The organism is Photobacterium alginatilyticum, from assembly GCF_009910675.1.
GTDB lineage: Bacteria > Pseudomonadota > Gammaproteobacteria > Enterobacterales > Vibrionaceae > Photobacterium > Photobacterium alginatilyticum.
On the sequence record NZ_RSEJ01000007.1, the window covers coordinates 57,466 to 71,918 of the forward strand.

A 14,453-nucleotide genomic window follows, 5' to 3' on the forward strand; every position below is an offset into this window, starting at 1 on the left:
CTCAACGCTGGCATATTCGTCGTTAATTACGGAAGAACTACAATTGAGTATGGGTTTGATTACATTGCCGTGGACTTATAATCTGGCTCAGAATCCTGTCTGTGACAATGCAATCAGTACTAAATCCTATAACTATCCGATCATCGCCATCTCATTAAGAGTGAAGTTAACCACAGCACCATCAGTCGCTTTCATATACGCTTTCAGGTGGTCGTTATTCATATGCGCTTGCCAAAGCTCCCGACTTTCCCAGTTTTCATAGAAGACAAAAACCTCTGGGTTAGTGTTGTCTTGGTGCAAATCATACTGAATACATCCGGCTTCTTGACGAGTCGGTTCAATAAGTTTCAGTAGCTCGGCCTTAACCAATTCAATACTTTCAGGATTCGCTTCAATTTTGGCAACAATCGTCAATTTACTCATTAGGCTTTATCCTTGTGTTTTCATACCAATGTTCAATGATAAAATTATGGCTCAGCCATAATTGATAAAAAACCCAGTAATAAACCAAACACTTTCAAAAATTTTTTGATAAAAAATTACTCTATTTCTTCCACACTCTACGATCCAACAGACGCACAACGACTTTAACTACCTACACAACTTGGTTCTATCAGCTATTTTTGTATATACGCTAGTCATCGGCGGCATGAGGCAATTTCGCCTATGCACGAAACCTCAAGGAGATACAAAATGGCAAAGGCTTCAAAAGAAGTAAAATCACTGAAAAAAGAAATCAAGGCACGCAAAGCAAAAGTCGCCAAGCAAGAGGGCAAACTGAAGAAGTTGAAAAAAGCGCTTAAGAAAGCGTCTTAACCATGGTTTGGCACTCTACGCTGAGTGCTGCTGTCTCCTCGACCGGCTGGCATTGTGTCGGGGAGGTGGCAAACCAATAAGTCAAAACGCCTCCCCCAAAATTTGGTTGCATAACCCCTCTATTGCAACTCGATTGTCATAATTACCCCATAGAATGCGTCTGGCCTGAATAAGGTGAACGGTACCTAATCGGTAATATGAAAAGTACAACAACAAATAACACAGAATGAGATGACGCCAACAATGAACCCAACAGATACGCAAACCCTGAAAGATGCCATTGTGACTATTTACGATAAGTTTCCGAACCTCAGCTACAAACCACGCCCGGACGATGTAAAGTTGCTTGCCGCTTATGTGAAAAGCACAGATACCGACTATCCCAAAAGCCTTGATCTGTTACTGACGGTCAACAATCGGGAGATTGAATTGGAGCTGTTAAAATACAGGCGTCATTAAGAACGCTATTTCAAAATCAGAAAATCTGGATACCGAATTTTCTTTGCGATGAAATACAACCGCAAGCTCACAGAGAATGTTATCGACAATACTGCGGCCAAATGCTCCCAGACACCCACATTATAGAGTAAGACATACAGGCTGCTTCCCAGTATTACCGGTGTGGCGTAGAGTTCGGTATTACTAAACATGTTTGCCCGGTGGGAAAGAATATCTCTGAGCACGCCCCCGAAAACAGCTGTGACCATCCCCATCGAAATGGCCACATAAGCGGCATAACCGGCTATATACAGCTTTTCCGTCACTAGGACCGAAAACAAGGAAACGCCGATGGTGTCAAAAAATACCACCAGCCTCTCTACTTTGGATTTCCTGATTTCACTAATGAGGAAAAAACCGACACATGCGCTTACCAATGCAACCCAGAAATACATAGGATCGCGGATCCAGAAGACCTGCTCGGTATTGATAATAATATCGCGAAGCGTACCACCGCCTAAGGCTGTTACCCAGCCAAGCAGCAATACGCTGACAATATCTTTGCCTCGGTTCGATTCAACCAGTACGCCGCTAAGAGCAAAGGCAACAATGCATACCATTTCAAGGATATAAGTAAACACGTTAATCCACTCTGTTATTCATTGCGTACTAATTTACGCCTCGACCTGGCGCTTCTCAATCAGTTCCCCATCACAATCCTCTAAACTGTGAAGACTGAGAACTTCTGCCTAGGGCGCAACTTACCAGTGCTCAACCTCGATAATTTCAGTCTTAATAAAGTATTCCTTGGCTTCAGGCACCTTCACAACGATTGCTTTGCCTTCCTCCTGGGTTTTAGGACGGAAATAAGTTTCGGCCATACGCTTAACTGACGTCCAAATCTTAGATTGTTGGTTAGCTAACTCACGGCCCTGCGGGTTATACACAGTCACATCCACCTCTACCAGCACAACTGACTCTGTGCTCTGATTGGTTAACGAGGTCGGGATCACCAACTCGCCATTGCGGTAAGAGGCAGGTCGCAGCAATACATCAACACCAGAACGGCTTAACTGCTGAATGTTTTTATTCTCACCAACCGTAAACTGCACACCTTTTGTCGCGGAAACCACAGGTACTGCAGTAATGACAGCCGGGACTGCTGGTGCTACAGGAGCTACCAAATCAGGTTTTGTCTCGGTTTTTTGTTCACCAACCGGGTGCTGTCTTTGCTCAACGGGCACAACATACTGCCAGGTAAAATCGTCATGCAATACGACCTGACGGCCATCTTCCAATGTCGCTACCTGCGGGGCTGCCCATACACTTCCGGCAACCATTAACCCTGCCAATACTCCGCCGATCCGATTCAGTGTTCCCATACCTCTATCCTTACAACCTAAAATGTGACATACAAACCAGTATATCCAAGCTACCTCATGATGCTTGTATCAACGAGACTACTTGGGTACATAGCCACAACAATGCACTGCTAGCACACTGGAAATATTCATATTTATTAAAGCCCGACAGCCTAACACAAAAAAGGGCCAAACGGCCCCAACGTTAGTTTTCCAGTTTGCAAAAGCGCAAAAACTAAAACCGGTAACCAAGGCCTAATGCAAAAGTGCCACTATCGTTGTTACTTCCAAACGGAACGTACTCATAACTCGCATCTGCAACAAAATTACGAGTGATATTAGCTTGTAAGCCTAGACCGGCCGCTACCATTTTTTCATCGATTACTCGATAAGTACTATTCGATTTCTTATCTTCTATTTCCATGAAATAACCTGCATAGCCAACAGTACTATATAAGCTAATTACACGATTTATCCGAAAAATTGGACCCGCAGTGACAGCTGCATAGCCATATGTATCAGTGTGAGTTGCTGCTAGCTTACCTGCTTGCATGTCCGCAACCAGCCTGTCAGAGCTGCGTCCAGAGAGAGTTACAGAAGCAATTAATCCAACCTGGGTACTCCCCTCATAGCGATATTTTACGTTAAACCCATATAAATCTTCAGACGCAGAATCCACATTCGTTTTTACAGCTCCTGCAACAATTGTATGCTCAGAGGCGAAAGCTAATGTAGGAAGAGAAAGAGCAACTAATAGCGCAACGATAATCTGTTGTGTTTTTTTCATTATGTTAATGTCAATCAATACAAATAAGTTATGAACAAAGTTCAATAATGGGCGGCGGATTTTATTGACAATTATTCTCATTGTCAATTGTGTGACAATTTATCAGGTGAAATTGTTGCTATTGAGCTCACCGTGTTTTGAATAATTGCGTCGCTGATTTCACATCTCGCGACTTCAGAAAGTGAAATGGTACTGAATCGTAGGAACCAACAGCGATCGTCTTTCATCACGAAGCTCTGTTCTTCGCCTTCTTAGGCGCTTGGCTTTGTCACTGTCAGTATTTGCTTGTTTGTCTAACTGTTTTAACTCACGGCTTATCAAAGTCAGCTCCTGATCAATCTTCATGATACGTTGTTCAATCCTGTACTCTTTCTGGCCTTGATTGTATTGATCGATAAACATAGGGTTCTCACAGACGCCATAGTATGCCAGTCCTGAACGGCCAATACGGTAACCATTCTCTGCAACGCAATAATAGGCGAGCCCTAAGTCATAACCTGCATACCATGCAGCGCGGTCGACCCTAACTCCCGCCTCTTCTGTACAATCTTCAACATAGTCACTTACCCGAGATGCAGGTACACCATTTTGACCATCTATTGTGCCAACCATTTGCCAATCAGCCGTTTTGCACTCTTCAACGGACATAGCTGCACAACCAGCTAACTGGGCTACAACTGTAATAGATAGAGCAAGTTTCCACATGTAAACCTCATGTTAATTAATAATATCTTATCGAAAAACGATAAATTATTATTGCCAACCAAAGCGCCACATGTCAATCTATTGCCACAAAATCATTTGGAGAATCAATAATGCAAGACCAACACGCCATCCAGAAACTAAGCAAAAAGCTACTCATTTTGCTTTGGGTCATATTAATCACAGCACCGCTTTATGACTCAGTAATGTGGATCTATGGCACGATGGTTGAGTCAGGAGATGCCATCAGCATCTCATTTGCCTACCCAGTTAACCTTCCTCTGACACCCGCAAAAATGCTGATGGGCTATCCCTTTGCCCTATTACCTACGTTGGCCTACATGGCAATCATTTGGCAGCTTATTCGGCTTTTTCGACTTTATCGTGTCGGTAAAGTGTTCACTTTAGGCAATGTGTCATGTTTGAAAAAGACGGCTAATTTGATGATTGCCCTACCTGTAATTGGTGCACTTTCTGACCTGTTATTAGGCGCAGTTTTATCGATTGGTGAAGAAGTCTTAAATACCGGTCTCTATTTTTCGGACAATGAGTTGACAATTTTTATTATTGGTATCATGGTGCGGGCTATTTCTCATGTCATGGCACTTGCCAAAGACATGAAAGAAGAGAATGAATTAACAATATAAGGTGATTTTGTGCCAATTATCATTAATTTAGATGTGATGCTGGCTAAGCGTAAAATGCGCTCAAATGAACTTGCGGCAAAGATAGGGATTACTGAACAAAATTTGTCCGTCCTAAAAAATGCAAGGGCTAAGGCACTTCGCCTGTCAACACTGGATGCTATTTGCAAACACCTGCAATGCCAACCAGGAGATATCCTCGAGTACGTCGATGACGAAAAGCCAGCATAATGCTGAAACCCAGACCAGCTGAACATTGCTGCAAGCAAGATGACTAAAAAAGGGCCAAACGGCCCTTTTAGTTTTTTATCGCTTAGCTATCGCTAGTCAGCATCCAGCTCGACATGCGGGGCAACCGAACCTTGCTTGCGGGTCGCCAGCTCTTCATAGAGCTGCCACTTACGCTTGGCAACCTGCTGAGCGTGTGCGGTAATTTCAGCCGCGGCTTCAGGGTTGCTCCGACGCAGGATTTGGTAGCGCGCTTCGTTATAGCGGTATTCCTCCAACGGAATTGTCGGCCGCAAGGTATCGAGCGAGAACGGATTCTCACCGACATCACGCAGTGCCGGATTATAGCGGAATAACGGCCAGTGACCGGATTGCACCGCCAGTTGCTGCTGATGCAGGCCATCTTCCATATTGATACCATGAGCAATACAGTGGCTGTAAGCAATAATGATTGACGGGCCTTTATAGGCTTCGGCTTCTCGCATCGCCAGCAGTACCTGCTGCGGATCCGCGCCTAGCGCAACCCTGGCAACGTAGACGTTGTTATAGGATATCGCCTGCATCGCCACATCTTTCTTGGTGGCCTGTTTACCGGCTGCGGCAAACTTGGCAACCGCACCAAGCGGCGTCGACTTCGACATCTGGCCGCCGGTATTGGAGTACACTTCGGTATCCATGACCAGTACGTTGACATCCGCCCCGCTGGCAAGCACATGATCAAGACCGCTTGAACCAATATCGTAGGCCCAGCCGTCACCACCTACTATCCAAATAGAACGGCGGATAAGTTGGTCAGCGACTGACATCAGGTTCTTGGCAGACTCAGTGCCAATGGTTTCCAATTCCGCCTTCAGGGTATCTACCCGTTTGATCTGGGCCTGGATATCCGTTTCGGTCAGTTGCTCGGCATGCAATAGTTGATCAACCAGTAGTGGATCAAGCTGCTCGCGATTTTCCACCAGCAACTGCTCAGCCATCTCGTGCTGCTTGACAGCGGCCAGGCGGAAACCAAAGCCAAATTCAGCGTTATCTTCGAACAACGAGTTAGCCCAGGCCGGTCCACGCCCTTCGGCATTTTTCGACCAAGGTGTCGTCGGCAAGTTACCGCCATAAATCGACGAACATCCCGTCGCGTTGGCAATCATCAGGCGATCACCAAACAGCTGGGACATCAGCTTAAGATACGGGGTTTCACCACAGCCCGAACACGCTCCCGAGAACTCAAACAACGGCTGAAGGAACTGGGCGCCGCGAACATTGGAGAAATCAACACGGGCACGCTCGTTATATGGAATGGTTTCGAAGAAGTCGAGGTTGCGCTTCTCCTGTTCCATATATGGCGCTTTCAGCTCCATATTAATGGCCTTACGCTCCGGCTGATCGTCCGTCGCCTCCTGAACGACCATCGGACAGGCATCGACGCACAGGCTACATCCGGTACAATCTTCGGCATACACCTGCAACGTATAGCGGGTGTCCGGGAAACCACGAGCGGTAATACCCGCAGACTTGAAGCCTTCCGGTGCTTCTTCGAGTTTCGACTTATCGTAGAACTTGGCCCTTATCGCTGCATGAGGACAAACGATGCTGCAGTTACCGCACTGAATACAGTCTTGCTGCTCCCAGACCGGGATTTTCTGGGCAATGTTTCGTTTCTCCCACTGGGTCGTACCCGACGGATAAGTCCCGTCGACAGGCAACATGGAAACCGGGATCAAGTCTCCCTTACCAGCCATCATCTGAGCCGTCACTTTCTGCACAAACTCCGGCGCATTCTCTGATACCACCGGCTTGTCCTGTTCGCTAGCCGTCACCGTGGCAGGCACTTCAACCTGATAAAGGTGTGCCAGGGTATGGTCAACAGCGGCAAAGTTCTTCTGAACCACTTCCGGCCCTTTGCGAGAATACGTCTTCTCGATGGCCTTTTTGATTTTGGCAATCGCCAGATCTTTTTCCAGTACGCCGGAAAGGGCAAAGAAGCAAGTCTGCATTATGGTGTTGATACGGTTACCCATACCGGTATCGCGTGCAACCTTGTAGGCATCAATAATATGAAGCTGCATATTGCGCTCGATAAGCTGCTGCTGCATACGAGCAGGCAGTCTATCCCAGACTTCATCAACCGACGCGGTAGTATTGAGCAAGAAAGTGGCATTATCGGCCGCTTTTGCCAGCATATCGGTACTTTCGACAAAGGTAGCCTGGTGGCAGGCAACAAAGTTTGCCGACTGGATCAAGTAAGGGCTATTGACCGGATGGTGGCCGAATCTCAGGTGCGACTCAGTTTGCGAACCTGATTTTTTCGAATCATAGACAAAATAGCCCTGAGCAAAATAATCCGGATCTTCACCGATGATCTTGATGGTATTTTTGTTCGCCCCGACGGTACCGTCGGCACCCAGGCCGTAGAACATGGCGCGTACCACATCATTCGATTCAATATCGAAGCTGGCGTCGACATCCAGATGTGAATGGCTTACATCATCGATAATGCCTACGGTAAAGTGATGCTTTGGCTGGTCCAGTTCGAGGTTATCGAACACCGCCTTGACCATTGCCGGTGTAAACTCCTTGCTCGACAGGCCATAGCGACCGGCGATCAAGCGAGGCATTTTCTCGAAATGATCCTGCCCATTGTTATTAAGAGAATCCATAAGGGCGGTTAGCACATCCTGATACAAAGGATCCGCATTCGCACCCGGCTCTTTGGTTCGATCAAGCACAGTGATTTTTTGTGTCGTTAGCGGCAACGCTTCAAGCAGGTGCCTGGCTGACAGCGGACGATACAAACGTACCTGCAACACACCGACTTTCTTGCCTTGTGCCACCAGATATTCAACGGTCTCTTTCACTGTTTCGACACCGGAACCCATAGCAATCACTACATGCTCGGCGTCAGGTGCACCAAAGAACTCCATCAGTTTGTAGCGGCGACCGGTAAGTTCGCCCAGCTTGTCCATGCAAGCCTCTACAATTTCAGGTGTTCTGGCATAATATGGATTAACCGTTTCCCGTCCCTGGAAATAAACATCCGGGTTCTGTGCCGTACCACGAATAAACGGCGAATCCGGGCTCAGGCCACGCTCGCGGTGCGCCCGTACCAGCTCGTCAGAAATCATGGTTCGAATATCGGCATCCGGGATCAAGCTGATCTTGTTAACCTCATGCGAGGTTCTGAAGCCATCAAAGAAATGGATGAAGGGGATCCGTGCATCCAGAGTCGCAGCATGAGCCACCAGCGCCATGTCGTGGGCTTCCTGTACCGAGGAAGAAGCCAACAACGCAAAACCAGTACCACGAGCGGCCATAATATCCTGGTGATCACCAAAGATAGACAGCCCCTGAGCCGCCAGCGAGCGAGCCGCCACATGGAACACTGCCGAGGTAAGCTCACCGGCAATCTTGTACATGTTCGGCAGCATCAGCATTAGCCCCTGCGAGGCAGTAAAGGTCGTCGTCAATGCTCCGCTTTGCAAGGCACCATGCACCGTCCCTGCTGCCCCGCCCTCACTCTGCATCTCTGCAATCAGCGGGATATTGCCCCAGATATTGCGCTGGTCTTCCGCTGCCCACTGATCGGCAAACTCTGCCATCGTGGACGAAGGGGTAATCGGATAAATTGCGCATACTTCACTAACACGATAGGCAATGTGCGCCGCGGCTTCATTTCCGTCGCAAGTGTGCATGACTTGCTCGGACGAAAGTTTCGTTTTCTCAGTCATGATCAGCTCCTACTCCATTTCCGCCGCGACCATTTCGATCGCATGACAAGGACATTGCGAATAACAGGCTTCGCATCCGGTACACTTGTCGTAATCCACCTTGTAGCCTTTTCCTTTGCCAAGGCGGGTAATCGCCCCGTGCGGACAGGCACCAAAGCAGCCATTACACTCAAAGCAGTTACCGCAGGAGTAACAGCGCTGCGCCTCGAACAAGGCTTCTTGCTCTGTCAGCCCGCCGACAACCTCATCAAACGAGGTCGCCCGCTTGATCACCGGGATCGCTGGTTGTTCGCTCTGATCCGCATCGGTTTTGTACCAGAGATGCAGCTTGTCGAACTTAATCAACGGCTGTTTGGTCACTTTGGTGAAGATACGTTTATTAAGGAAGGCATCAATATGGGAGGCCGCTTTTTTACCGTGGCCGACAGCAATAGTAACGGTACGATCACAAGGGACCATGTCACCACCGGCAAACAAGCCCTGGTAACCGGTCATCATCTGCTCGTTCACCATCACAGTGCCATCCCATTTATGTTCGACACCCGGGATATTCTTTGTCAGCTGGGTATCGATATTCTGACCCAGCGCCAGAATGAGCGAATCGGCTTCGACTGTCTCAAACACACCTGTTGGTTGCGGACGACCATTCTCGTCTATGTCCATTTTTTCAAGGGTAAACGTGGTTCCGTCAATCTGGTTGATCGTACGCTGCCAGTGGAACGTCACGCCCTCTTCCATCGCTTCGACACATTCAAAATCATGGGCAGGCATATGGGCACGATCCCGGCGGTAGATAACCATCACATCAGCCCCCATTCGGCGTGCCGTACGTGCCGCATCCATCGCGGTATTACCGCCACCGTAAACAGCCACACGCTGGCCCAGCTTCGGCGCCGTGTTCATCTCAATAGCACGCAGATAGGACACTGCATCATTCACTTTGCCGGGATCGTCATTGGGAATATCGACGCCACGGCCGACATGGGCACCAATGGCAAGAAAGACAGCATCAAACTTTCCTTTGACTTTTTCTGCCAGCAAATCTTCTACTTTATGGTTGAGGACAATTTTGATCCCCATCGCTTCGATACGGGCAATTTCGTTTTCGAGAATATCGCGCGGCAAACGATAGGCCGGAATGCCGAAGTGCATCATACCGCCGGCCATCGGTGCCGCATCACGGATCTCAACGTCGTGCCCTTTACGCTTAAGGTGATAAGCCGTTGCCAGGCCACTCGGACCGGCACCGATTATCAGTACCCGCTTGCCTGTCGGCTCGGCATCAAACCTGACCGGCCACTTTTTCTCAAGAGCCTGATCGCCAAGAAAGCGCTCGACAGCATGGATACTGACTGCCTGATCGACATTGGCACGGTTACAGGCAGATTCACAAGGGTGATAACATACCCGGCCGTGTATGGCGGGCATCGGGTTATTTTTGATAAGTGCCTGGAAGGCTTCTTCATATTGCTCGGACTGAGCCAGGGACAGCCATTCCTGAATATTACTGCCCGTCGGACAGGCATGGTTACAAGGCGGGAGGGAGTTAGAATAGATAGGGAATTTGGTACGAACTGGTCCAGAACCTTTTTTCAGGGTGAGATCTGGTGGCAGTGTCATATCCTTAGGACAATTGCTCATAATGTTCTACCTTGTTGTCGGTAAAATGATGAAACGTACCCTTATGGCGTTATGCTGCTGTAGCGGCAACCTGTGTCAGATCGCCCCCTTCACCCACAGCACCTAGTTATATGAATTGTTCGTCGAAGGTACATCTCGTTTTGTTGTACCAACTCAAATAAGCCGTTGCGCCTGTTAATCCAGACGCTCAACGACTTAGTAGATTGGTATCAACTGTAGGGAATATTGAATAATTAAACGGCGACGCAGGTACCAGCACGCTCTGCCAGTACTTCCAAACCTTCTTCAAGTGCACCGATATAGGCACGTCCACCGAACTGGGCAAAATCTGCCGCGGCTTCGACTTTAGGCCCCATTGAACCGGCAGGGAACTGATATTCACTTAGCTGAGCCGGTGTTGTCGCGCGAAGTGCACGCTGCTGCTCGGTACCCCAGTCCAGGTAAACGGCATCAGCATCCGTTAAGATCAACAGCTTGTCTGCTTTAAGCTGTTTAGCCAGCAAGGTTGCGGCCAAATCTTTATCAATCACGCCTTCAACACCCTTGTAGCCAAATTCGCTTCGGCAAACCGGAATACCACCGCCACCACAGCAAATGACGATCTGACCAGCATCGAGCAAAGTATCAATCGACTTCTTGTCGATAATATTAATCGGCTTAGGCGATGGCACCACGCGACGGACGTAATCACCATCACGCTTCATGATCCAGTTATTGGCTTCAGCCAAAATGCCTGCTTCTTCTTCGTTGTAGACAGGGCCAACAAACTTAGTCGGGTCCAGCATGCTTGGATCGTCAGCATTGACTTCGATACGTGTAAGCAGGCTGGTGACTTCCGTTTCCGGCAGCAGGTTCTGCAGCTCCTGAGCCAGCATATAACCAATCATGCCTTCACTTTCAGCACCCAATACATCCAGCGGATAAGGGGAAACTTTGTCGTAAGCCAAGTTTTGCAAAGCAAGCAGGCCAACCTGCGGTCCGTTACCATGGACGATCGCAACCTGATATTCTTTGGCAATCTCGGCAATCGCTTTGGCCGCAATCTTAATATTCGCCAACTGGTTTTCAAAACTTGGCGCGTCGCCACGACGTAGCAATGCATTGCCGCCTAGGGCAACAACAGCGGTGGGTTTCATGTTAACTCCTTGAATTCTAATTGTGGTCTAACACCGTTTCCGACACATTCTTCTTCTGGAACATCAGCGACTAGAAACTACTGATGCGGAAACGGTTTGCGGCGAACAAAGCGGCCATTCCCGGCTTTCCCCATAAATTCGCCATTACATGCGACAACCTGTCCACGGCTGATGGTCATCATCGGCCAGCCAAGACAATTCATATCTTCATACGGGGTATAATCGGTGTTGTCGTGTAATAAATCGTGAGTAATCGTGACCTGCTGCTTCGGATCGAACAGCACCAGATCAGCATCTGCACCCTGGGCCAGGCAGCCCTTTTGCGGGTAGAGCCCGAACAGCTTCGCCGGCATGTAGCTGGTTAGCTCGACAAACCGGCTCGGACTAATCCGTCCGCTCATCACGCCTTCCGAGAACAGTAGCGGCATCCGGTTTTCGACGCCGGGCATACCGTTCGGGCAGGCGCTGAAATTATCTTTACCGCGCTGCTTCTGCTCACCATAGGTAAACGAGCAGTGATCAGTTGCGACGGTATCAATGCTACCGTCCATCAGGCCCTGCCACAGTTTTTCGCGCTCCTCGAACGGGCGCAGCGGTGGACTTAGAATAAATTTCAGCGCATCTTCGCGCTCGTAACAGCGCTCATCAAGCAACAAATATTGCGGACAAGTTTCAGCCCAGACAGGCTGTTTGTTCTGGCGAGCCAGGCGGACATAATCCAGGCCGAGCCCGTTGGAAAGGTGAACGATATACAGCGGCGCATCCCCTGCCAGTTTTGCCAGATTAATCATTCTGGCAATCGCTTCTGCCTCGCATTCCAGCGGGCGACTTTCGGCATGATACTTAGGCGCAGTCTTCCCTTCTTCGAGCAATTGCGCTCGTCTCAGGGCAATGGCGGCATCGTTCTCGGGATGAACCGTAGTCAGGGCATGAACTTTATTGAGCTGAGTAAGGGCGCGCAGCACAGACTCATCATCAAGCTTATAGCCATAGGTCAGGTAGAGCTTGAAGCTCGAAATACCTTCAACGTCGACCATTGCAGCCATTTCTGACAGAATTTCGTCATCAATATGCTGTATCACGCCATGGAAGCTATAGTCGATGACCGCAGTGTCCTTGGCATAGTCCTTATACACTGACAGCTGATGATGAAGGTTGCATCCTTTGGGTCCAAATCCCATATGGTCAACCACCATGGTGGTGCCACCGCAGGCTGCGGCTCGGGTTCCGGTGTAGAAATCATCACTGCTGCGGGCTATGCCGACATCAATATTGAAATGGGTGTGAACATCAATGCCACCCGGCATTACATACAGGCCTTCGGCATCGATAATGCGCGTCCCGGCAGGATAAGTGGAAATATCAGGGGCAACGTCGGCGATCTTGCCATCAACAATCAAGATATCAGCTTTCTTTTCATCTTGATGATCAACCACAATACCATGGCGAATGAGCACGACCGACGACTCGCCGTCCGTACGGTTATACAACTCCGGGGAAAAAGAACGCTTTGAAATCATGACGCCACCCTTTATCTCAAGGCCGAAGCCTTATTCCATCTACCAAAACCTTCTCGAAGTACCAGTCAGACAACTGCTACTTCGACAAGACAAGTCAGCTAATTGGTGAAAATCCATCCCGAGGGGGATATGAGGTCAGTAGTAAGGCAGAGCGTACTGACACCCTCGGGACGGAAAATCATGCTAACGCTGGCTAACCAGCATCAAGGCTTATTTCTTAAGTTCTTCCAGGTACATTTGTGGGATAACAGCGTACATTGCCGCACAAGTTACCAGGTGGTCTTTCCAAGTCTTCTCGTTTGGCGCGTGTGCTTCTGGCTCTTTACCAGGACCAAAGCCGATAACAGGGATACCGTAACGGCCCATGATAGAAACGCCGTTAGTAGAGAAAGTCCACTTATCAACAGTTGGTTTCTTGTCGAACAGCAACTCGTAAGATGCTTCAAGAGTCTTAGTTGCCACATGCTCTTCGTCGATCAGCCAAGTTGGGAAGTAGCACTCAGTTGGGTAAACCAAACCTGTGTAGGCAGGACGGTTGTACTCGTACATAGACACAACCGCTTTTGCTTCCTGTACTGCAGGCAGCGCGCGAATTTCGTCTAGTGCACCTTCCCAGGTTTCGCCCCAAGTCAGACGACGGTCGATAGACACAGCGCAGCTATCAGCTACTGCACAACGGCTAGGAGAAGTGAAGAAGATTTCAGATACAGTCAGTGTACCTTTACCCAGGAATGGGTCGTCTTTCAGGTTGTGAGACAGATCTTCCAGCTGGTTCAGGATTGGGCCCATCTTGAAGATAGCGTTGTCACCACGCTCTGGCGCAGAACCGTGACAGCTCACACCCGCAACGTCGATGCGAATTTCCATACGACCGCGCTGACCACGGTAGATCTGGCAATCTGTTGGCTCAGTAGATACGACGAACTCAGGACGGATCTTACTTTCTTCGATGATGTACTGCCAGCATAGACCGTCACAGTCTTCTTCCTGAACGGTACCAGTTACCAGCAAGGTGTACTCGTCTTCAAGACCAAGATCTTTGATGATCTTGCCGGCATAAACCATAGAAGCCATACCGCCTTCCTGATCCGATGCACCACGGCCACCGATCACTTCGTCATCTTCCATGCCCTGATACGGATCGAACTCCCAGTTGTCCATGTTGCCCACGCCAACGGTATCGATATGGGCATCCATTGCAATCAGGTGCGGACCATGACCGATCCAACCCAATACGTTACCCATAGGGTCGATTTCGACTTTGTCGAAACCAACTTTTTCCATTTCCTCTTTGATGCGCAATACGACTTTTTCCTCGTCGCAGCTTTCGCTTGGGATTGCAATCATGTCACGTAGGAACTGGCTCATATCCGCTTTGTAGTCTTGGGCTTTTTCCAACACTTTGTCGAATGGGATGTTCATTGTCATTGTAATTCTCCTTGGGCCGAACGGTGGTCA

The 14,453-nt window shown here is 48.8% G+C and carries 14 protein-coding genes; 4 read left to right on the forward strand and 10 right to left on the reverse strand.

What is annotated here, in order from left to right; all coding sequences use genetic code 11:
- Positions 1-132: 132 nt before the first annotated feature.
- Positions 133-423, reverse strand: a complete 291-nt coding sequence (locus EIZ48_RS08535; RefSeq protein ID WP_160650109.1) for a putative quinol monooxygenase — start codon at positions 421-423, stop codon at positions 133-135.
- Between the two features lie 270 nt (positions 424-693).
- On the opposite strand from EIZ48_RS08535, the gene EIZ48_RS29690 reads away from it, so the two are divergent.
- Both EIZ48_RS29690 and EIZ48_RS08540 read left to right on the forward strand, forming a co-directional pair.
- Entirely contained in the window at positions 694-816 is a 123-nt protein-coding gene (locus tag EIZ48_RS29690; protein ID WP_275690362.1) for a hypothetical protein, read from the forward strand.
- A 231-nt stretch (positions 817-1,047) separates the two neighbouring features.
- Positions 1,048-1,275, forward strand: coding sequence for a hypothetical protein (locus EIZ48_RS08540; protein WP_160650110.1), 228 nt, complete (start codon positions 1,048-1,050; stop codon positions 1,273-1,275).
- Positions 1,276-1,280: 5 nt separating this feature from the next.
- Here the strand turns inward: EIZ48_RS08540 and EIZ48_RS08545 are convergent, their stop codons facing one another.
- The 4 genes from EIZ48_RS08545 to EIZ48_RS08560 all read right to left on the reverse strand — a co-directional run bounded on the left by EIZ48_RS08545 (position 1,281) and on the right by EIZ48_RS08560 (position 4,107).
- Positions 1,281-1,895: a TRIC cation channel family protein gene (locus EIZ48_RS08545; RefSeq protein ID WP_160650112.1), complete on the reverse strand. Its 615-nt coding sequence runs from the start codon at positions 1,893-1,895 to the stop codon at positions 1,281-1,283.
- Positions 1,896-2,015: 120 nt separating this feature from the next.
- On the reverse strand, positions 2,016-2,636 hold the full coding sequence (locus EIZ48_RS08550) for a DUF3157 family protein (RefSeq protein WP_160650114.1): 621 nt from the start codon (positions 2,634-2,636) through the stop codon (positions 2,016-2,018).
- 214 nt (positions 2,637-2,850) lie between these two features.
- Positions 2,851-3,402, reverse strand: a complete 552-nt coding sequence (locus EIZ48_RS08555) for an Ail/Lom family outer membrane beta-barrel protein (protein ID WP_160650116.1) — start codon at positions 3,400-3,402, stop codon at positions 2,851-2,853.
- Positions 3,403-3,576: 174 nt separating this feature from the next.
- Positions 3,577-4,107 (reverse strand): DUF2799 domain-containing protein, encoded by a 531-nt coding sequence (locus tag EIZ48_RS08560; RefSeq protein ID WP_160650118.1) that lies wholly within the window; start codon positions 4,105-4,107, stop codon positions 3,577-3,579.
- Between the two features lie 110 nt (positions 4,108-4,217).
- Here EIZ48_RS08560 and EIZ48_RS08565 point away from each other — a divergent pair, with 110 nt between their 5' ends.
- Entirely contained in the window at positions 4,218-4,751 is a 534-nt protein-coding gene (locus EIZ48_RS08565; RefSeq protein ID WP_160650120.1) for a DUF2975 domain-containing protein, read from the forward strand.
- 9 nt (positions 4,752-4,760) lie between these two features.
- The gene (locus EIZ48_RS08570; RefSeq protein ID WP_160650122.1) at positions 4,761-4,979 is read left to right on the forward strand and encodes a helix-turn-helix domain-containing protein; all 219 of its coding nucleotides are present in this window, start codon (positions 4,761-4,763) and stop codon (positions 4,977-4,979) included.
- Positions 4,980-5,071: 92 nt separating this feature from the next.
- On the opposite strand, the gene nifJ is transcribed toward EIZ48_RS08570, so the two are convergent.
- The 5 genes from nifJ to EIZ48_RS08595 form a co-directional block, all read right to left on the reverse strand.
- Positions 5,072-8,698: a pyruvate:ferredoxin (flavodoxin) oxidoreductase gene (gene nifJ / locus EIZ48_RS08575; RefSeq protein WP_160650124.1), complete on the reverse strand. Its 3,627-nt coding sequence runs from the start codon at positions 8,696-8,698 to the stop codon at positions 5,072-5,074.
- 9 nt (positions 8,699-8,707) lie between these two features.
- Positions 8,708-10,339, reverse strand: coding sequence for an NAD(P)-binding protein (locus EIZ48_RS08580; RefSeq protein WP_160650125.1), 1,632 nt, complete (start codon positions 10,337-10,339; stop codon positions 8,708-8,710).
- Between the two features lie 233 nt (positions 10,340-10,572).
- Positions 10,573-11,475 carry a carbamate kinase gene (gene arcC, locus EIZ48_RS08585; protein ID WP_160650127.1) on the reverse strand — a complete coding sequence of 301 codons (903 nt, stop codon included), beginning with the start codon at positions 11,473-11,475 and terminating at the stop codon, positions 10,573-10,575.
- A gap of 77 nt (positions 11,476-11,552) precedes the next feature.
- Positions 11,553-12,995: a dihydropyrimidinase gene (hydA, locus tag EIZ48_RS08590; RefSeq protein ID WP_160650130.1), complete on the reverse strand. Its 1,443-nt coding sequence runs from the start codon at positions 12,993-12,995 to the stop codon at positions 11,553-11,555.
- A 210-nt stretch (positions 12,996-13,205) separates the two neighbouring features.
- On the reverse strand, positions 13,206-14,423 hold the full coding sequence (locus EIZ48_RS08595) for a YgeY family selenium metabolism-linked hydrolase (RefSeq protein WP_160650132.1): 1,218 nt from the start codon (positions 14,421-14,423) through the stop codon (positions 13,206-13,208).
- Positions 14,424-14,453 lie beyond the last annotated feature (30 nt).